Origin of the sequence: Micromonospora sp. 15K316 (assembly GCF_004348525.1) — a bacterium.
Taxonomy (GTDB): domain Bacteria; phylum Actinomycetota; class Actinomycetes; order Mycobacteriales; family Micromonosporaceae; genus Micromonospora.
Genome location: NZ_SMKG01000359.1, coordinates 1 through 3,496, shown reverse-complemented (window position 1 = coordinate 3,496; position 3,496 = coordinate 1). Strand labels below are relative to the sequence as shown.

Here is a 3,496-nt window from a genome sequence, read left to right as displayed (position 1 = left end):
GCCCCCGACTCCCCCACCGACCAGCGCCGGGCCGATCGCGGTCGACGACGCCCGGGACGAGTTGGCCGCGCTCGCGGCGGCGGCGCAGGACCGGCACCTGACCGCCCACTACCGGTTCAGCCGGGGCGGCGAGGCGGACCGGACGATCATCGTCACCAGCGCGAACGACGGCACCTGGCGGGTCGACGTACCCGGCGGCGCGCTCGGCGGCACCGCGGACATCGCGCTGGTCGGCACCGCCGACGGGCTCTTCCAGTGCGCCCTGCCCTCGGCCGCCCGGCCGGAGCCGCCGAGCTGCGTACGCCTCGGTGACCCCGACGACGCGATCCCGCGCCGGCTGGATCCCCGGGTGCAGCACCCCTTCACCGACTGGCTGGACGTGCTCACCGACCGGCGTGCCCCGCTCTCGGTCTCGCCCGCGCAGCCGATCCCGGACGCCCCCGGCGCCTGCTACTCGGTGGAGACCACCTCGGCCTCGCTGAACGCCCCGCTCGACGTGGGCATCTACTGCTACGACCGGGACGGCACGCCGACGGCGGTCCGGACCGAGTACGGCACGCTCACGCTCTCCGGCACGCCCGCGCCGGCTCCGTCCACCGTCCAGCTGGCCGGTCCGGTCGTCGAGGGCGAGCCGCTCGGCACGGCCGCGCCGCCGTCGCCCGACCCGTCCGACAGCCAGAGCCCGGCAACGCAGTGATCTTCATACCGTTACGGGTGCGCTTGCCCACATTCGGCACCCCCGAACAGACGGGGCGAATCGGCTATACGGGACGCTTCATCCCATGCCCGACCTCACCCCGCTGCTCGCCTTCCGCTGGAGCCCTCGGGCGTTCGACCCGAGCACCGCGCTGAACCCGGACGAGGCCGCCTCGCTGCTGGAGGCGGCCCGCTGGGCCCCCTCGGCGGGCAACCGTCAACCCTGGCGGTTCGCGGTCGGCCACCGGGACGACGAGACGTGGAAGCGGATCCTGGTGAACCTGCCGCCCGAGGATCAGCGCTGGGCCCGGCGGGCCGCCGTACTCCTGCTCGCCGCGCACGTGACCGACGCGGCCGGCGCGGGGCCCGCCCGCCAGGCGGGCGCGCAGGCCGCGTACGACCTGGGCCAGGCGGTCGCCCATCTCACCGTGCAGGCCACCGCGCTCGGGCTGCACGTACGCCAACTGCACGACCTGGACCGGGCCGGCCTCGCCGCCGACCTCGACCTGCCGGCCGACGTCCGGCCCGCCGTGGCACTCGCCGTCGGGCAGCTCGGCGACCCGCTGAGCCTCCCCGCCGACCTGCTGACCGCCGAGACCGCGCTCCGTCGCCGGCACCCTCTGGACGCGCTTTTGCTGGCCTGAGCTGCACAGATACGGATCGACCCGGCGACTTCCGTCTCAAATCGCGGACGATCTTCCCAGATTCACCACCTGCCGCGTAGGGTTGTCCTGTCATGCGGCAGGCCCTCCTTCTTGGTCGCCGCGACGAGGCCTGACGGCCGGCACCTCGTCGCGGAGTTGAAGCGCGCCGCCCAGCAGATCCGCACTCTTGCCCGCTCGTCCGGGCTCGGCACCGCCGCCGAACCGCGCTGACCGGCACCGTCGCCGGCTCACCGCGCGCGGCATCTCGCCGACACCCTCCGATCGCTGACGCCACGTGACCACGGGAGCACTCCGCAATGGCTCAATCAGCCACTGATGTCGAGACCGAACAGATCGCCCGGCAGCGCCCCAGCCGGATGCCGTACCACCGCTACGAGCCCTACCAGCAGCAGTTCCGGATCGACCTGCCGGACCGCACCTGGCCGACCCGGCACGTCGCGGCCGCGCCGCGCTGGTGCGCCGTCGACCTGCGCGACGGCAACCAGGCCCTGATCGACCCGATGTCGCCCGAACGCAAGCGGCGGATGTTCCAGCTGCTCGTGCAGATGGGCTACAAGGAGATCGAGGTCGGCTTCCCGTCGGCGAGCCAGACCGACTTCGACTTCGTCCGGCAGCTCATCGAGCAGGACCTGATCCCGGACGACGTGACCATCCAGGTGCTCACCCAGTGCCGGGAGCACCTCATCGACCGGACGTTCGAGTCGCTGCGCGGCGCCACGCGGGCGATCGTGCACTTCTACAACTCCACCTCCACGCTCCAGCGCCGGGTGGTCTTCGGTCTCGACCGGGACGGCATCACCGACATCGCCACCACCGGCGCCCGGCTGTGCCGGAAGTACGCCGAGATCCACACGCCGGACACGGACATCCACTACGAGTACTCGCCGGAGTCGTACACCGGCACCGAGCTGGAGTACGCGCTGGAGGTCTGCTCGGCGGTGATCGACGTCATCGACCCGACGCCGGACCGCAAGCTGATCATCAACCTGCCGGCCACCGTCGAGATGGCCACGCCGAACGTCTACGCGGACTCGATCGAGTGGATGCACCGCCACCTGCCCCGCCGGGACAGCCTGGTGCTCAGCCTGCACCCGCACAACGACCGCGGCACCGGCGTCGCCGCCGCCGAGCTGGGCCTGCTGGCCGGCGCGGACCGGATCGAGGGCTGCCTCTTCGGCAACGGTGAGCGCACCGGCAACGTCGACCTGGTCACCCTCGGGCTGAACCTCTTCGCCCAGGGCATCGACCCGATGATCGACTTCTCGAGGATCGACGAGGTCAAGCGGACTGTCGAGTACTGCAACCAGCTCCCGGTGCACGAGCGCCACCCGTACGCGGGCGACCTGGTCTACACCGCCTTCTCCGGCTCGCACCAGGACGCCATCAAGAAGGGCTTCGACGCGCTCACGGCGGACGCCGCGGCGGCCGGAACGCCGGTCGACGAGCACCCGTGGGCGGTGCCCTACCTGCCGATCGACCCGAAGGACCTGGGCCGCACCTACGAGGCGGTCATCCGGGTCAACTCGCAGTCCGGCAAGGGCGGCGTCGCGTACATCATGAAGACCGAGCACCAGCTCGACCTGCCGCGCCGACTCCAGATCGAGTTCTCCGGGGTGGTCCAGCAGGTCACCGACCACGGCGGCGGCGAGGTCGAGCCGGCCGCCATGTGGGACATCTTCGCCCGCAACTACCTGGTCGACCACCAGCCCGACCCGGCGGTCACGCTGGCCGGCTACACGATCGGCACCGCCGACGGCAAGGTCGAGATCGAGGCCCGGGCGGGCGTCGACGGCGAGTACCGGTCGCTCACCGCGGTCGGGAACGGCCCGATCGACGCGTACGTCAACGCGCTGCACTCGGTGGGCGTGGCCGTACGGGTGCTCGACTACCACGAGCACGCGCTCTCCTCCGGCGGGGACGCGCAGGCCGCCGCGTACGTGGAGTGCGAGGTGGACGGCGGAACCGTCTGGGGTGTCGGTGTCGACGCGAACATCGTCACCGCCTCGATCAAGGCGGTGACCAGCGCGGTGAACCGGGCCCGCCGCTGACGTGGTGAAGGGGCCTCCGGGCGACCGGAGGCCCCTTCACCTCAGCTCTTCCGGGGTGGGGTCGACGCCGGGAGCGTGGGGCAGGGC

The 3,496-nt window shown here is 72.1% G+C and carries 3 protein-coding genes; all 3 read left to right on the top strand.

What is annotated here, in order from left to right; translation table 11 throughout:
- Window positions 1–697 (top strand): hypothetical protein (locus tag E1211_RS31340; RefSeq protein ID WP_132353735.1); only part of this gene is annotated, 697 nt, incomplete at its 5' end.
- A gap of 85 nt (window positions 698–782) precedes the next feature.
- Complete coding sequence (locus E1211_RS31335) at window positions 783–1,340, top strand: nitroreductase family protein (protein WP_132353733.1); 558 nt, start codon at window positions 783–785, stop codon at window positions 1,338–1,340.
- Between the two features lie 317 nt (window positions 1,341–1,657).
- Entirely contained in the window at window positions 1,658–3,409 is a 1,752-nt protein-coding gene (leuA, locus tag E1211_RS31330; protein ID WP_132353731.1) for a 2-isopropylmalate synthase, read from the top strand.
- Window positions 3,410–3,496: the final 87 nt, after the last annotated feature.

Coding starts and splice junctions, on each gene's coding strand:
- E1211_RS31335 (WP_132353733.1), top strand. CDS start 783: ATGCCCGACCTCACCCCGCTGCTCGCCTTCCGCTGGAGCCCTCGGGCG.
- leuA (WP_132353731.1), top strand. CDS start 1,658: ATGGCTCAATCAGCCACTGATGTCGAGACCGAACAGATCGCCCGGCAG.